This is a genomic window from Escherichia sp. GZ89, assembly GCF_019366485.1.
Lineage (GTDB): Bacteria > Pseudomonadota > Gammaproteobacteria > Enterobacterales > Enterobacteriaceae > Escherichia > Escherichia fergusonii.
On record NZ_JAEOHX010000004.1, the window covers coordinates 321,949 to 337,830 of the forward strand.

17 protein-coding genes and 3 pseudogenes are annotated in these 15,882 nt (G+C 48.4%); 19 read left to right on the plus strand and 1 reads right to left on the minus strand.

Annotated features, from left to right (window positions below):
- Positions 1-135 precede the first annotated feature (135 nt).
- A complete protein-coding gene (locus K0335_RS09835) occupies positions 136-480 on the minus strand; it encodes a Mor transcription activator family protein (protein WP_104919845.1) in 345 nt (114 codons plus the stop codon).
- A gap of 537 nt (positions 481-1,017) precedes the next feature.
- Here K0335_RS09835 and K0335_RS09840 point away from each other — a divergent pair.
- The 19 genes and pseudogenes from K0335_RS09840 to K0335_RS09930 all read left to right on the plus strand — a co-directional run bounded on the left by K0335_RS09840 (position 1,018) and on the right by K0335_RS09930 (position 15,782).
- A complete protein-coding gene (locus K0335_RS09840) occupies positions 1,018-1,305 on the plus strand; it encodes a putative holin (protein WP_000724378.1) in 288 nt (95 codons plus the stop codon).
- A 2-nt stretch (positions 1,306-1,307) separates the two neighbouring features.
- Positions 1,308-1,913 carry a lytic transglycosylase domain-containing protein gene (locus tag K0335_RS09845; protein WP_000266450.1) on the plus strand — a complete coding sequence of 202 codons (606 nt, stop codon included), beginning with the start codon at positions 1,308-1,310 and terminating at the stop codon, positions 1,911-1,913.
- A 12-nt stretch (positions 1,914-1,925) separates the two neighbouring features.
- Positions 1,926-2,240 carry a hypothetical protein gene (locus K0335_RS09850; protein ID WP_000777271.1) on the plus strand — a complete coding sequence of 105 codons (315 nt, stop codon included), beginning with the start codon at positions 1,926-1,928 and terminating at the stop codon, positions 2,238-2,240.
- 117 nt (positions 2,241-2,357) lie between these two features.
- The gene (locus tag K0335_RS09855) at positions 2,358-2,813 is read left to right on the plus strand and encodes a Gp37 family protein (RefSeq protein WP_000404766.1); all 456 of its coding nucleotides are present in this window, start codon (positions 2,358-2,360) and stop codon (positions 2,811-2,813) included.
- Positions 2,810-3,007, plus strand: coding sequence for a hypothetical protein (locus tag K0335_RS09860; protein WP_000875309.1), 198 nt, complete (start codon positions 2,810-2,812; stop codon positions 3,005-3,007). Before K0335_RS09855 ends, K0335_RS09860 begins: the two co-directional genes overlap by 4 nt.
- Positions 2,997-4,421 carry a phage tail sheath family protein gene (locus tag K0335_RS09865; RefSeq protein WP_000729836.1) on the plus strand — a complete coding sequence of 475 codons (1,425 nt, stop codon included), beginning with the start codon at positions 2,997-2,999 and terminating at the stop codon, positions 4,419-4,421. The genes K0335_RS09860 and K0335_RS09865 overlap by 11 nt, the downstream gene beginning before the upstream one ends.
- Positions 4,421-4,945 (plus strand): phage major tail tube protein, encoded by a 525-nt coding sequence (locus K0335_RS09870; RefSeq protein WP_104919843.1) that lies wholly within the window; start codon positions 4,421-4,423, stop codon positions 4,943-4,945. Before K0335_RS09865 ends, K0335_RS09870 begins: the two co-directional genes overlap by 1 nt.
- A 50-nt stretch (positions 4,946-4,995) precedes the next feature.
- A complete protein-coding gene (locus tag K0335_RS09875) occupies positions 4,996-5,313 on the plus strand; it encodes a phage tail assembly protein (RefSeq protein ID WP_104919842.1) in 318 nt (105 codons plus the stop codon).
- Positions 5,314-5,501: 188 nt separating this feature from the next.
- Complete coding sequence (locus K0335_RS09880; protein WP_104919841.1) at positions 5,502-7,877, plus strand: phage tail tape measure protein; 2,376 nt, start codon at positions 5,502-5,504, stop codon at positions 7,875-7,877.
- Entirely contained in the window at positions 7,877-8,830 is a 954-nt protein-coding gene (locus K0335_RS09885; protein ID WP_104919840.1) for a phage tail protein, read from the plus strand. The genes K0335_RS09880 and K0335_RS09885 overlap by 1 nt, the downstream gene beginning before the upstream one ends.
- Positions 8,830-9,039 carry a tail protein X gene (locus K0335_RS09890; protein ID WP_001269712.1) on the plus strand — a complete coding sequence of 70 codons (210 nt, stop codon included), beginning with the start codon at positions 8,830-8,832 and terminating at the stop codon, positions 9,037-9,039. Before K0335_RS09885 ends, K0335_RS09890 begins: the two co-directional genes overlap by 1 nt.
- A complete protein-coding gene (locus K0335_RS09895) occupies positions 9,027-10,067 on the plus strand; it encodes a phage late control D family protein (RefSeq protein WP_104919839.1) in 1,041 nt (346 codons plus the stop codon). The genes K0335_RS09890 and K0335_RS09895 overlap by 13 nt, the downstream gene beginning before the upstream one ends.
- A gap of 9 nt (positions 10,068-10,076) precedes the next feature.
- Positions 10,077-10,778 (plus strand): phage baseplate assembly protein V, encoded by a 702-nt coding sequence (locus K0335_RS09900; RefSeq protein WP_104919838.1) that lies wholly within the window; start codon positions 10,077-10,079, stop codon positions 10,776-10,778.
- Positions 10,779-10,876: 98 nt separating this feature from the next.
- Positions 10,877-11,236, plus strand: coding sequence for a GPW/gp25 family protein (locus K0335_RS09905; protein ID WP_001093497.1), 360 nt, complete (start codon positions 10,877-10,879; stop codon positions 11,234-11,236).
- Positions 11,227-12,342, plus strand: coding sequence for a baseplate J/gp47 family protein (locus K0335_RS09910; protein ID WP_000951745.1), 1,116 nt, complete (start codon positions 11,227-11,229; stop codon positions 12,340-12,342). Before K0335_RS09905 ends, K0335_RS09910 begins: the two co-directional genes overlap by 10 nt.
- Complete coding sequence (locus tag K0335_RS09915) at positions 12,335-13,051, plus strand: phage tail protein I (protein ID WP_000359520.1); 717 nt, start codon at positions 12,335-12,337, stop codon at positions 13,049-13,051. The genes K0335_RS09910 and K0335_RS09915 overlap by 8 nt, the downstream gene beginning before the upstream one ends.
- A 2-nt stretch (positions 13,052-13,053) precedes the next feature.
- Positions 13,054-14,634, plus strand: a pseudogene (locus K0335_RS09920) (phage tail protein).
- A pseudogene (locus K0335_RS09925) lies at positions 14,631-15,331 on the plus strand (DUF4376 domain-containing protein). The pseudogenes K0335_RS09920 and K0335_RS09925 overlap by 4 nt, the downstream one beginning before the upstream one ends.
- A pseudogene (locus K0335_RS09930) lies at positions 15,328-15,782 on the plus strand (hypothetical protein). The pseudogenes K0335_RS09925 and K0335_RS09930 overlap by 4 nt, the downstream one beginning before the upstream one ends.
- Positions 15,783-15,882 lie beyond the last annotated feature (100 nt).

Below are 15,882 nucleotides of genomic sequence, written 5' to 3' on the forward strand. Positions count from 1 at the left end.
ACCCGGCGTATTAGCTAAACCCAATATCACGGCGGCGTAAATCGTCTTGCTGGTGTAAGCGCTATCTTATAGCGCTTACACCATGACAAGCCACTTCTGATATTAGCCTTTAAATGACTCATTTATGCTGACGATTTACATCCGACGGTGCTGCTGTTTTTCTGCGTGCACCCGCTTCACAATCTTATAAATCCATTGCAGCGTCAGATTATATTTCTTCGCTAATTCGGCGTAGTTGCGCCCATCGCACTCGCTATAGATTTGGTAGTCACGCTCCGATGCTCGTCCGGAGATCCCCTTAGGGAAATAAATGCTTTGTCCGCCCCAGTTACGCATCATTCGGTCGGCAATGGCAAAGCCCACATTTTCTGCCGATGAACTGTCGAGATTGATGCTTTCAATCAGAACTTGCGATGCATGAAAAGCCAGGTCGTTAATGATCTCCGGTGTCCGGGCCATCTCTTTTGATTTTCGTATCATTTTTCATCTCCATATATCTTGCATCCTGAATAAGACCCGATGCGTGTAAAACCACGGATATACGCTAAGCAGTTGTCATTACTGCTACTCAATACATTCAACAAACAAATAAACAATTAACAAAAATATAAATTTTTAATATTAATGAACGCCATAAATTCATGAAATAGATATATTGTTTGCGTTATGTTTCTTGTCAACAGGTGTATCATTTTACACGATACTGTATACACATACAGTATTATTTTTACTTGTAGTGTAAAAAGATCGTTTCCCTCACAGTCGCTGACTTTCTTAAACAAACTTTAAAAATCAAATAACTATCGAATATTCCTACGATCCACCATCATCTTTCCCCTGCATAATGATGCACTTGTTCGCCAGGTCACCTTTTGCTCTTTTATTGACGGGTGGATTTATTAGCGGGCATGTTCATTTATAGAGAATCTATTTTTTAAACTTATTTATTAAAGCTTTTTTCATTCTTCACTGGCGGGTTCTGACGACACTAAACGCTCATTTATCAGGAGATATCGTATGAAAAAAATCACATTTCCCCGGCTTTCCGGCTGGCTGGTCGCTTCCGTCGCGCTGTTTGTCGTGATCGGCTGGACCTCTTCAGCACAAATCCCGGTCGTCATTTATAAACTAAGCCTGGTTTCGCTTTCCGCGGTGCTGGGATACTGGCTCGATCGCAGTTTGTTCCCCTGGGCACGGCCTGACTCTTTTTGCCCCTGGAAGGAACCGCGTTGCTGCGCGGCGGCAATGATTCGCCGGGCTATCATCGTTGCTGCCGTCTGCCTTTCCGTCGCGTTAGGGCTATAGTGATGTGGCTGAAATATATCGCGTCTATGATTATTTTCGTTCTTTTCCCACTCAACGCCTCTGAACCGCCGAGAGCCTCTCTGGCATGGCGAAACGAACTAATTCGTACCGCTCGAGAAGTCTGGGGACTGAATGCCCCAGTGGCCGACTTTGCCGGGCAATTACACCAGGAGTCCGCCTGGCAGCCAATGGTACGTTCCCCCGTTGGCGCACAAGGTATGGCGCAATTCATGCCTGCTACAGCGACATGGGTAAGCCAGTTGTATCCGCAGTTGCGTGAAAACAAACCGTATAACCCAACCTGGGCGATTCGCGCGCTGGTGCAATATGACCAGTATTTGTGGAAAAACATCTCTGCGAAAAATGATTGTCAGCGTATGGCGTTTACCCTAAGCGCCTATAACGGCGGTCAGGGATGGGTTAATCGGGATAAAAAACTGGCTGTATCCAAAGGGCTAGATGCCACTCTCTGGTTTGGTCATGTTGAGCAAGTCAACGCCGGGCGCAGCGCCACGAACTGGCGAGAAAATCGTCGCTATCCAAAGATGATTCTCTATCAACACGCCGCCCGCTATTTACTCTGGGGACAGGCAAGCTGTCTTCACTAATCAGAGGGGCCGATGAAACTCAGTATCGATTTTTGGGAAGTGATCTCCCTTATGCTTTCCTTCGTTGGATTAATGTTTGCTGCCGGAAAATTGCTGTTAGCACAAATTGAAAAAAGACTTAATGAGCGTTTTGAATCTCTGGAAAACGCGCGCCGGGAATCAGAAACAAACTGGTCGAAACTGGAAAGAGAATTTCTCGAATTTCGTGCCGAGCTTCCGCTGCATTATGTCCGCAGAGAAGATTATCTTCGTGGCCAGGCAGTATTAGAAGCAAAGCTGGATGCCTTATATAGCAAAATAGAGCTATTACAACGCGGTAGCTATTAAATTCAATTTTTTCTCTAAAGCAGATTAAAAGATCCTTCACCTTCACTACGTCAGAATACATTTCAACGATAACGAAGTGAGCGTTAACGAATCAGCGATAATTAAGGGATACCCTATATGGAAATTTTATCAGTAATGAATTCTGTTGTGACCAGATTATGTGAACAGAATCCCGAAATGGATGTATCTATTTCATCGGTTGATGCCCATAAATATATTCCGCAGACGCAGCAAGTTACAGTGATTATTAATTATAGCGGTTCTCTATTTGCCATGTCTGAAAGCAGTGATGCTCTCGTGCAACAGCAAACGCTCCGTTTAACTGCCACCGTTATTGTTGGCAAAAATTGTGACGCGTTAAACGCACTGGACCGCATACGCAGCGCACTGGGGGGGATCCAGCTTCCTGATTGCGAGCGTCTTCTTTGGCTTGAAAAAGAAATCAATGCAGGCGAGAGCGGTGGTTTCTGCCGCTACATCCTGGAAATGGCGACCAGCTCGCTGTTTATCGCGAAACGGGAAAGCACGGACCTTACCCTGCTTACTGAAGTTAATTACGAGGAAACTGAATGAAATACATCTACAACGGCCCGGCAAGCGGCGTCACCCTTGCCGACGGACAAGAAATCTTATTGTGGCCGAACAGTGAAATTGATCTGCCAGAAGACAACGAGTGGGTCATGACCATGATTGCCCGCAATCATCTGACTCCTGTCATCACTCAGGAAGAACAAAATAACGGAGAGGAAATTGTACATGGCAGCTAATTATCTGCACGGTGTAGAAACCATTGAAATTGAAACCGGCCCGCGTCCGGTTAAAGCGGTAAAATCCGCCGTCATCGCTTTAATCGGTACGGCCCCCTGTGGTCCGGTAAATAAACCAACATTATGCCTTTCTGAAAGCGATGCTGCGCAGTTTGGTTCGACTCAGGCTAACTTTACGATCCCACAGGCACTGAAGGCGATTTATGACCACGGTGCCGGTACGGTGGTGGTGATTAACGTGCTGGATCCGGCAAAACATGGCTCCAACATCAGCAATGAGAGTATCACTTTTGACGCTAACAACCAGGCGAAACTCGCTCACCGCAATGTGCGTAACGTGGTTCTAAAGCCCTCTTCATCAAATTCATCAACCTATAACACCGCAGCATTTAGCGTAGATGAACAAACAGGCATAATTACCCGTACAGGAGCCGACATTCCTCCTGGTGCGAAAGTTTGCGCCTATTATTCCTGGTGCGACCCTACAAAGGTCACCGCAGCCGATATTATCGGTGCCGTTAATACCGCAGGCGATCGCACGGGGATGAAACTGCTACAGGACACCTATAACCTGTATGGTTTCTACGCCAAAATCCTGCTTGCTCCCGTGTTCTGTACGCAAAAATCAGTAACTACCGAGCTGATTGCACAAGCGGAAAAACTTGGTGCGATTACCTACATTGATGCCCCGATTGGGACGACATTCCAGCAGGTATTGGCAGGACGCGGTTCGCAAGGGGCTATCAACTTCAACACCAGCTCTGATCGTGCGCGTTTATGTTACCCACACGTCAAAGTTTACGATGGCATCACTAACCAGGAAGTTCTCGAACCGCTCTCTTCGCGCGCTGCCGGGCTACGTGCCAAAGTCGACCTCGAAAAAGGTTTCTGGTGGAGCAACTCAAACCAGGAAATTCAGGGTATTACCGGTATTGAACGTTCGCTTTCCGCAATGATTGATGATCCTCAAAGCGAAGTGAATCAGCTCAACGAAAACGGCATTACCACTATTTTCAATAGTTACGGCTCTGGTCTGCGCTTGTGGGGCAACCGCACAGCGGCATGGCCTACCGTGACCCATATGCGTAACTTTGAAAACGCCCGCCGGACAGGCGATGTAATTAATGAGTCAATCCGTTATTTCAGTCAGCAGTATATTGATATGCCGATTAATCAGGCGCTGATTGATGCCCTGACCGAATCGGTAAATACCTGGGGCCGTAAGCTGATTGCCGACGGCGCACTGCTTGGCTTTGAGTGCTGGTACGATCCGGCGCGAAATTCACCGACCGAACTAAGCGCCGGGCATTTATTGCTGAGCTATAAATTCACCCCGCCACCGCCGCTGGAACGTCTGACGTTTGAAACTGAAATTACTTCTGAATATTTAGTCTCTCTGGAGAGCAATAGCTAATGGCTGGAAAAATTCAAATTAACCGTATTACCAACGCCAATATTTATCTCGATGGTAATAACCTTTTAGGTCGTGCAACCGAAATTAAATTGCCGGATGTCAGTTTAATTATGCAAGAGCATAAGGCACTGGGCATGGTGGGTAAAATCGAACTCCCGGCAGGTTTCGATAAACTGGAGGGCGAAATTAAATGGAACTCCTTTTATCAGGACGTCATGCGTAAAACGGCAAACCCGTGGCAGGCGGTGGCATTACAGTGCCGCTCCAGTATTGATTGCTATAACTCCCAGGGGAAAGCGAATCAATTAGCGTTAGTGACACATTTAACCGTGATGTTTAAAAAAAATCCCCTGGGCACATTTAAACAGAATGAAAACCCGGAATTCAGCAGCGCCTTTGGCTGTACTTATATTAAACAGGTGGTCGATGGTGAAACACTGCTGGAGCTGGATTACCTGGCGAATATTTTCCGTGTTAACAGCGTGGATCAATTAAGTACCTATCGCAATAACATCGGTGGCTAAGTTATTCGGGGCTACGGCCCCGAACTTCGCAAAATAAATAAGGATACAAAATGAAAGAGCATTATATCTTGCAGTTTCCATTTACGTCGGCAGCAGGAAATAATATCGACACGCTGCAATTACGTCGCCTGAAAGTAAAAGATATGCGCAACGCCCGCCGGATCAGCGAAAAGCCAGAAGAGTGGGATGAACCGCTGATGGCGGCGATGACCGGACTGGTGCCAGAAGATTTAGCTGAAATGGATTTGCTGGATTACCAGGCATTGCAGAAACGATTTCAATCCATGCTTACCGTGGTTACAGAATCCTCCCCTGCTATGGCAGGCAATGGCTCTACTGGCGAGATGGTTTCGCTTTCCACCCAGTGAGATCGACGCGCTCACCATAGATGACTTTAGCAACTGGCTGGATGAAGCCAGCGCTCAAATAAAGATCGAATATGACTCGCAGACCTGATGTCTGCGAGTTCTTCAAAGCCCGCCAGGTTTATTTCTTCCCAGCCCATTTTTCAGAAAACTAACCAGCGGGCCATCACCAATCTATAAGAGAAACAATTTTGGCCAACGATATTATTACCCAGCTTCAGGCGCGTAATGAGACGTTGACGCAGGCAATAGCCCGTTACGGCTCACTCAACGCCAGAACATTGTTAGCTCTCTCTACTCAGCAAGCGACAGTTATCAAACTAACGCAGCGGCTTGCCGATTCCGCTCTCCGCCTGGAGGAAAATAGCCGCAGCCGCGCTAATCTGATGGAGAAAACCCACACATTTGCCGGGCAATTTAGCAAAGTATTCAATGTTGAAGCCCCCGACTGGAAGTTGCCGTATGAGTTCCAGGACAACATGGTCAATATGGCGACCAAAGGTGGGATGAATGATACAACTCGCGAGACGCTCAGCCTTAATCTGCGCGACTGGAGCATGGATTTTAACCAGCATCAGACCACCTTACAGAACGCAGCCCAAACGCTGATCGAAGGCAATTTGTCGTCGATACAGGATCTCAACCGTTATATGCCGGAGATCGCCAAAGCTGCCACCGCCACGCGCGAAAGTGCTGAAACATGGGCGAATGCCGCGCTCGCAACCCATGATCGACTGAATATTGCGCCAGAAAATTTCCACGTCGCGCAAAACATGATGTACGGCATTAGCAAAAGCGGTGGGCCTGCCGTTGCCGAGCAAACGCTGTGGATAGACAAATTTGCAGGTAAAACCGGCGCTCAGGGTCTGGAAGGTATGGCTGAACAGACTGCCGCCATGCAGATCGCCATGAAAAACGGAGCCAGCGCCAGTGCGGCGGCGGAGAATTTCGACCACTTTCTGCAAACCACCTTTTCGAAAAAGACCGATAACTGGTTCGCCAGCCAGGGCGTCGATCTGCAAGGCTCTCTGCTTGAACATCAGCAAAACGGTATGGGTGTTAGCGAAGCCATGACTCATATCGTACAAATGCAGCTTGAGAAGATGAATCCGGCGATCCTCGACACCTTCAAACGCACTATGCAGATTGAAGATTTATCTGCTCGCAGCAATGCGCTGCAATCGATGGTGACGCAATTTAATCTGGGCGAAATGTTCGGCGATGCGCAAACGGTGGAATTCCTGGCACCTATGCTGGCGAATATGGAGGAATATCGCCAGTTAAAAACCTCTGCCATGCAAGCCACCAGCAAGAATCTGATTGATGCCGACTTTTCTGCGCAAATGGCCTCGCCCATTGAACAGACTAAAGCGTTACAGCTGGCGTTAAATGATTTATGGCTCAGCATTGGCTTGCAATTAATGCCGCTGATTGGCGAGCTGGCACAAAGCCTTACGCCGGTTATTCGTCAGTTCAGCGCCTGGCTACGTGAGCACCCGACACTGGTGCAAAACATCGCGAAAATCGTCGGGGCGATTTGGCTGTTTAACGGTGCGCTGAATGTTTTAAAGCTGGGCGCGAACCTCATCACCTCGCCGTTTATTCGTCTGGTCGATATCTTCCTGAAAGTCAAGGCAAGTCTGGCGCTCACAGGCGGGGCAAGTAAGATGCTATCAGCGGTTAAGTCATTGGGTGGCGGCGCAAAATGGCTAATGCAACTGCTTGATCGTGGCCTGATTGGCGCACTGAAACAGGTAGGTCAGACCGTCTTCTGGTTGGGTAGGGTTTTATTGATGAATCCCATTGGTCTGGTCATCACTGCGATTGCGGGCGCTGCTTATCTGATTTGTCGCAACTGGGAGCCTATCTCCAGGTTCTTTTCGACCATCTGGCAACGTATCACCACGGCCTTTGACGGCGGCATTGCAGGAATTTGTCGGTTGATTCTCGACTGGTCACCGCTGGAGTTGTTCTATAGCGCCTTTTCCAGTGTGATGAATTGGTTTGGTGTCGAGATGCCTGCAAGTTTTAGCGAGTTCGGCAGCAATCTTCTGGGCAGTCTGGTTGACGGCATAATAAATGCCTTCCCCGCTCTGAAAGGCATTATTGACCAGATCAAAAACGCCTTACCGGACTGGCTAAAAACCACGATGGGTATTAGTACAGAAGGATCGGCTACGGCTGTTACAAGCACGAGTAATACCGCATCCGTCTCCTCCACGACCGTTGTTCCAGGCGTTGCCGGTGCGATTTTAACGCCTCCAGTGGGGAAACAACTCGCGCCATCCAGTAAAACGACAACGCTACCATCGGCATCAGCGGCAAAAAATACAGCCGCCAAACAAGCATCGGCCTCTTTACCTGGTAAATCCGTAACCAAAGCGGCGACGCTACCTTCCCGTTCCTCAGGAAAAGTTCAGGTGAATTTTTCGCCACAAATTACCGTGCAGGGTAACGGACAAAACACCACTAAAGAGATTCAGAACGTGTTGACGATGAGTAAACGCGAACTGGAAAGAATGATTAACGATGTAATGGCGCAGCAGCAGCGCCGGGGGTATGCCTGATGTATGCCGTTTTAGGAGAGATTGAATTTAAAGTTGTCACGTTCTGGGATGGCTTTAAGAGCACAATGGGCGTGGATTACGCCACACATGCCCGTATTGAAGGCAAACCTGGCGTACAGTTTATTGGCGATAAGCTGGATATGCTGGCGCTGGAATTTTCCCTGCACAGCCAGTTTTGCCAACCCACAACAGAGCTGAATCGACTGCGTGAAGCCATGCTCGCCCACAAAGCAATGGCGCTGGTGTTTGGCAACGGAGATTATCGCGGCTGGTTTGTAATTACAGAGTTAACCGCCACTCACCAGCACACCGATCCCTGGGGCAATGTGATTGCCCAAAGTGGAACAATGTCGCTCCAGGAGTATACCGGCGATCCGAAAAACCCACTGCTGCCCCCGGCAATTACCACCCAGGAGCCTAATATCGAGGAAAAGGCGAGCGATTTTCCGAATAAGGAGGAGTCCTGGTTAGATCAGATATTGAACGCCATTGAAGAAGGTATGCGCAAAGCCAAAGAGATGCTCGATGAACTGGCGCAATCCATTGAAGATATTAAAAAAACAGTGGCAAAAGTGAAAGCACTGATTAAAGAGGCCAAAGCGTTAAAAGAAAAGTGTGAAAAGATAATTACGTCGTTGAAAAAGACAATCGACGCCATCGAAACCCTGTTTAAACAGCCGATGGATCTGCAAACGCTGGCAGGACTCCCAAAAGCGTTGTCGGCGCAGATTAAAGCTTTACTGGGTAACATGCCAGGTATCCGGGACTGCGCCAATGACGCCAGTACGCTGGTTGACCATGCTCAGGCGCTTTTCGATGACATTACCAGCGACATCGCCGAAACGACGTTTGATAAAGCAGCAACGTTGGTTGATCAGGCACGAACAACGGTACAACGAACCACTCCAGCAGTGAGTCAGTTTGCTGCCGCAACCATTACGAGGAGCTGGTGATGCGATACCTTGAACATATCACCACCGACGGCGAACGCTGGGATAATCTGGCATGGCATTACTATGGCGATGCGCTGGCTTATGAACGCATTATCGCCGCCAATCCACATGTCGCCATTTACCCGGTACTACCTTCCGGCATTCAGCTCATCATTCCGGTCATTTCCGTCAACAAAACCGTATCGGAGATCCCACCATGGCTGAGATAAGCGTAACTGGCGGCGTCTTTGCCACGCTCGCGCCCATTTTTACCCTCTGGTATGGGCATAAAGATATCACTTATGACATCACACCCTATGTCACCAGCATCAGTTACCACGACAGCATCAAAAACGAGTCAGATACCATCGCAATTACACTGGATGACACAGATGGACGCTGGATAAAAGAGTGGTATCCCGGCAAAGGCGATACGCTGGCGCTGCATATGGGTTATCAGGGAGAGAAGCTGCTCGATTGTGGTCAGTATATTATTGATAAAATTGATATTTCAGCGCCACCTTCTACGGTAAATATTGATGGCATCGCCACTTCCGTCAATCAGGCGCTGCGCACCCGTAACAGCCAGGGCTTTGAAGAAACGACGCTTTCGGCTATCGCCAGCCGTATCGCACAAACTCACGGCCTGAAGCTGGTGGGCAAAATCGAGCCGCTGACGATTGACCGGGTGACACAGTACGGCGAAACCGATGTTGGATTTCTCAAGCGCCTGGCCAGCGAATATGGTTATGCCGTAAAAGTGACGACAAAAGAGCTGATTTTTTCACATTTACCCACGCTGCGCTGCCTGGCACCGGTAAAAACGATCGACCGCAAAGACGTTTCGCATTTCACCTTCAAAGATACCATTAACCGTATCTACAAAAACGCCACCGTACAGCATCAAAATAGTAAGAAAAAAGAACTGGTTATCTACACCCACGACAGCCAGCAAAAACCGTCTGCCCGTGGAGTCGGCACCAGTGCCGACACGCTAAAACTGAACAGTCGGGCGACGGACGTTGGCGCAGCACAGGCAAAGGCCAACGCTGCACTCGACAGCCACAACGAATATCAGCAAACCGGGACGCTCACAATGATGGGCTGCCCGGAACTGACGGCGGGCAATAAAATCGAGCTAACCGATTTTGGCGTGCTTTCCGGTCAATGGCTAATTGATAAATCTACTCACAGTTTTGTGCGCAGCGGCTATACCACTGAAATCGACGTGTCGCGCGGGCCAGCGACCAGCCAGTAAGGAGGAAATATGAAAGGAGTAACCCGGCAAACGGGGATTATCAGCGATATTGACGAAACCAGCGTTCGGGTGCGGGTCACGCTCCCGGAGTGTGACAATCTGAAGAGCAACTGGCTTGCGGTACTTCAACGCAATTCCCAGGACAATAAAGACTACTGGCTACCGGATATGGGCGAGCAAGTGGAAGTTCTGCTGGACAATAACGGTGAAGATGGCGTGGTGCTGGGCGCAGTTTATTCTACGGTTGACACCGCGCCTGTGGCCTCGCGCGATAAACGTTACGTCCAGTTTTCTGATGGCGCAGCGTTTGAATATGACCGCAGCACGCACCAGCTGACGATTAACGGCGGTATCGAGAAAATCGTGATTGAGGTTATCGACAGTACCCGCCTGACATCACCCAACGTTGAGATTAAAGCCCAACAGGTCATCGTGACTTCCGATACTGTCGATGTTAAAGCGACCGATGTCAGCATCGACGCCACTAAGGTCGATGTTAAAGCAGCAGCAGTGACGGTAGATGCGCCCATGAGCACCTTTACTGGCAACGTCACGGTAATGAAAAAACTCACCTGGCTTGGCGGGATGGCAGGAAGTGGAGGCATCGGTAACGCAGCCACGATAACCGGCAATGTCAACGTGATCGGCAACGTTCAGGCCAGCGGCGCATTGCAGGACAGCGGTGGCAACTCCAACCACCATTCACACTGACTTTTAACCCGCCTGATGGCGGGTTTTCTCTTTTTAATCAATCAGTTTTCTAAATCGCTTTAATATCGCCACAGCCCGTTCAGGGCGAAAATACCCTCATGAACACAAAAACACGACCCTCAACGCTGCACTGGCAACCGGCCTTGCAGCGGCCTGAAGAATACGTCTGCGGGCTGGATGATATTCACCAGGCAATACACATCATTCTGCGTACACCGCGCGGCAGTGATCCCCACAGACCGCTGTTTGGCAGCAACTTGTGGCACTACATCGATTACCCCATCGAGCGGGCAATCCCGCATGTGGTACGGGAGTCGGTGGAAGCCATCCGCCAGTGGGAACCGCGCTGTCGGTTGCTGAAGCTGACACCAGTAATCGACGGCGAACATCTGACGTTACGTGTGCAATGGCGCGCCGCTGACGGCGTTATCAACTCAACGGAGGTGTTATGGCGATAGCCGAACCCAATTTTATTGACCGCGATCCTGCGCAAATTACCAGTGAGATGATTGCGCAATACGAAGATGCCAGTGGTAAAAAACTCTATCCGGCACAGGCTGAGCGGTTGCTCATCGACCTGTTTGCCTATCGTGAAAACCTTGTACGCATCGCCATTCAGGAAGCGGCGAAACAAAACCTGGTCGCGTATTCCCGCGCGCCAATGCTGGATTATTTAGGGGAGTTGGTGGGCGTTCACCGTTTGCCTGCGCAGCCTGCAAAAACGACGTTGCAGTTTTCGGTCGTCAGTGCGTATACCAGCAATATCCTGATTCCCCAGGGGACGCGGGCCAGTGCCTCTGATAGCGTGATGTTCGCCACCGATGAAGATGTTCTGCTTCCGGCCAGGAGTTTGCATATCGCCGTTCCTGCCACCAGCCTCGCAGCAGGTGAACAGGGCAACGGCTGGCAGCCTGCACAAATTAGCGCACTGGTCGACAGGATTGGTCATTATGACATCAACGTAACCAACCTGACTGCGTCAACGGGCGGCTGCGGTGAAGAGAGCGATGACGCATTGCGCCAGCGTATCCAACTGGCACCAGAAAGCTTTAGTAATGCGGGCAGCTATGGCGCATACCGCTTTCATACGCTTTCTGTTAGCCAGTCGATTATTGACGTTGCAGTACTGGGGCCGGACGAGGGATTGCCAGAAGGCTGCGTGGAGATCTACCCGCTAACCCTGAACGGACTGCCAGGAATAGAACTGCTCGCGCAAATCGAACAGGAGGTTAGCAAGGAGAAAAAACGTCCGCTGACCGACAAAGTGAGTGCGAAATGCGCTCTTCGAGTGCCGTATGAGATCCGTGCTCAGCTAACGCTGTTTACCACCGCCGATCAGGAGACAACGCTGGCTGCGGCGCGTAAAGCGATTAGCCTCTGGACGCAACAGCGGCAGAAACATCTGGGGCAGGACATTGTGCCAAACCAGATAATCAAAGTGTTACAGGTCGATGGCGTCTATGACGTTGCGCTGAATATGCCTACAAAACGTATTTTGCAGGCGCATGAATGGGCGGAATGCACTGCAATAGACGTCACGATTGCCGGAGTCAGCGATGGATAAATTGCTGCCACCGCCGCCGCTTGCCAGCGATGAGCGTTTTTCGATTCTGGCAAACATCGCCGCCGAGCGTTTTGCCCAACTCGATCTGACGGCGTTGATGGTTTATCTGGTCGACCTGGTTGATGCTTCGGCATTACCAGCCCTTGCAGAACAATTTCACGTTCAGGGGCTGGAAGGTTGGTTATTTACCACCGATGAACGGGAGAAACGCGAGTTAATTAAACAAGCCATTGAACTGCATAAATATAAAGGAACAATTTGGGCGGTACGGCGGGTGCTGGAAATACTTTCCTTACCCGGAACTATTTCAGAATGGTTTGAATATGGGGGAAGGGCTTATTTTTTTAAGGTAAATATTACACTAGAGGAAAAAGGATTAAATGAAGATGAATTCAATGCACTTATCACATTAATTCATGAATATAAAAATGTTCGTTCAAAGCTGGAAAGCATTGTTATTTGGCTTATTAATCGAAGCCCAATACCAGTTATTGGCAGCGCCATGCAAGGAGGGGAAGTCATTACAGTATTGCCTCCTGTTGCAGAAAGCCTCAGCCAGTCATCAGGAATATTTTTAGCGACGGGTTATTGTGTGGAGGAATATATTCAACTACTACCTTATCAACCCGATCGACTTACACAATCCCAACCGATGAAGGTCGGCACAGGATACTGGAGCACCGAAATTATGTCTGTATATCCGGAGTAATAATGGCAAGTGAATTTTTTACAATATTAACTGCTGCTGGCAAAGCCAAAATTGCCTCAGCACTGGCCGAGCAAAAACAGATCCGTCTGCAAACTATGGTAGTTGGCGACGGTAATGGTAAATATATCGAACCGACAGAAAGTCAGACCAAAGTAGTCCATGAGGTCTGGCGTGGTCAGCTCAATACATTAAAAATTGCGCCAGATAATCCGGCCTGGGTTATCGCAGAAGCGATTATTCCCGAACAAGTCGGAGGCTGGTATGTACGCGAAGTTGGGTTACTGGATACCGACGGCACGCTGGTCGCTATTGGTAAATTTCCGGAAACCTATAAGCCACGATTACCTGCGGGGGCCAGTAAGCAAATCGTTATACGCGCGGTCATGGAAGTCACCAATGCAGATGCGGTGACGCTTTTGATCGACCCTTCAGTCGTTGTGGCAACCAGGGAATATGTCGATGACGCGTTGAAAACACATCAGCAATCACGAAATCATCCTGATGCGACGCTGACACAAAAAGGTTTTACGCAGCTGAGTAATGCGACTAATAGCGATGATGAAACCAAAGCGGCCACGCCAAAAGCGGTAAAAACGGCATATGACCTGGCAAATAGCAAAGCTGCCACCAGTCATAATCATGCCTAGAATCAGATTACTGGTATCCCTGATGGTACACTGACGCAGAAAGGAGTCGTTAAACTTAACAACACAACAAATAGCACCAGTACAACGGAAGCTGCAACGCCAAGTGCTGTTAAAGCAGCGATGGACAAGGCTATTGCTGCGGCACCGTCCAGCCATACCCATGCCTGGGGGCAAATAACAGGTATCCCCGACGGTACGCTGACACAAAAAGGGGTCGTGAAACTTAATAATGCGACCAACAGCACCAGTACGACGGAAGCTGCAACGCCGAACGCGGTTAAGGCAGCGATGGATAAGGCTATTGCTGCGGAAAGCTGTCCTGTAGGGATGCCTATACCCTGGCCATCTGATTCTGTACCTTCAGGCTACGCTCTGATGACTGGTCAGACATTTAATAAAACCTCCTATCCCAAACTGGCAATTGCATATCCATCTGGCGTTATTCCTGATATGCGCGGATGGATAATTAAAGGAAAACCATCCAGTGGGCGCGCTATATTATCTACTGAACTGGATGGAGTTAAATCACATAACCATACGGGCAGTATTTCTAGTACCAATTTAGGGACAATAACATCTACCTCTACGGACTTAGGAACAAAAACTACAGCTTCATTTAATCATGGAAGTAGAAATACAAGCACATCTGGAGAACATACACACCGAATACCAACTGATGGTGCAGAAGGTAAAGATGGACCGTCTTTATGGAACAGCCCCAATTCAGATGAGAACTACAGAGAACCTACTGAGTCTGCTGGTAGTCATTATCATAGTATTACGATTGGCGCCCATGCACATACAATCGCACTGGGAAGTCATACACATAATATTGTGTTAGGTACACATAATCACTCAATTATCATCAATAACACTGGCAATACAGAAAATACTGTTAAAAACATTGCATTCAATTATATTGTGAGGCTTGCATGAATACTTTTACTTTTTCCGATAACGCACAAATTTTATCTATTTTTAATTTTTCACCAGACACACAAGAATTTATTGGTGAGTCCAATGTATATATAGCACCAAACACTGGACTACCGAGTTACTGCACATTAACACCACCACCACAAAAAATTGCAGGTTTTACTTCTATATGGTCAATTAATAAATGGGAACTTATTGAAGATCATCGAGGCCAAACTGTTTATAACAAAGTTGATGGCAGCCAGATTATTATTAATAAATTGGGTCAATTGCCTGAAACTGTCACCATCATTTCCCCTACCAGTACTTTTGAGCGTTGGGATGGCGAAAAATGGCAGCCATCAATTGATGATGCTAAACAGGCGAAATGTGCCGAAATCAAAACATTGCGCGACTCCATCACTACCGACTACATCATCATCAACGACAATTACTTCCACAGTGATACAAGCAGCCGCATCCAACAACTCTCACTCACAAAAATGGGAGCGGAGAAAAAAATTCCGCCAGGTTTAATGTGGAAAACTAAAAATAATGGTCTGACTGAGTTAACCAACGAAATCGCTGCCCAGTTTGAATCCGTCACAATGGATCACGATATACGCTTGTTTGCCAACGCCATATCGCGGCGGTGGAAGCTCTGGACGATATTCAGTCGGTACTCGACTACGATTATTCAACAGGCTGGCAACCATGAGTAAAACTACAGTCTGGCTCGCTTGCTATAAAGGGCGAACAGAGCACCGGGTTATTGCGAGACTGGCTGACTGGCTTACACGCAAAATCACTCGCGGCAGTTATTCCCACTGTGAATTAGCCGTAGCACATGGAGAAAAGAGTTACCTTTGTTACTCCGCCTCTCTGCGCGATCGAGGCGTTCGTGGAAAGATAATGCCTTTACCGCCAGACAAGTGGGATATGCTGCCGCTCCAGGTCAGCCTTCAGGATGTAGAAGCTTTTTCCGTAAACATGATGGCAAAAAATACGACTGGCGTGGAGCCTTAGGAATTATCACCGGCAATAAAGAACAGCGCGATCGCCTGTTTTGTAGCGAATTTTGTGCCGAATTTCTGCAATTAAAAGAAAGTTGGCGCTATTCCCCAAACCACTTGTACGCTTTAGTTAACAGTTGGCAATATCAACCATAAACTACGCCGGGCTTCAAGCCCGGCTTTAATCAGGCTGTATATTCCATCACAAACAAAGCACATGCTTATAAATATTCACAGTAATTATATTTCCATACTA